The following is a 255-nucleotide window of genomic DNA, read 5'->3' as shown; positions in this document are numbered from 1 at the left end:
CACGTATGGATGATGGTTCTGAAGAAGGCAAAATCCCAACTTTAATTATTGAAGGTATCGTTAAAGATACTGAAGGTAACATCATTGAAGGCGCTAAAGTTGAAGTTTGGCATGCAAACAGCTTAGGTAACTACTCGTTCTTTGATAAGTCTCAATCTGACTTCAACTTACGTCGTACGATCTTCACGGATGCACAAGGTCAATATACAGCATTAACCACAATGCCTGTAGGTTATGGCTGCCCACCAGAAGGTA

The 255-nt window shown here is 40.8% G+C and carries 1 protein-coding gene; it reads left to right on the top strand.

What is annotated here, in order from left to right; all coding sequences use genetic code 11:
- A partial coding sequence (locus AC1M83_RS14255; protein ID WP_481590954.1) for a dioxygenase family protein occupies positions 1-255 on the top strand: 255 nt, incomplete at both ends.

The sequence above is a fragment of the Acinetobacter sp. 25-47-130 genome, assembly GCF_056779705.1.
The sequence above is the reverse complement of the archived record's forward strand: the minus strand, read 5'-3'. Positions and strand labels throughout refer to the sequence as shown.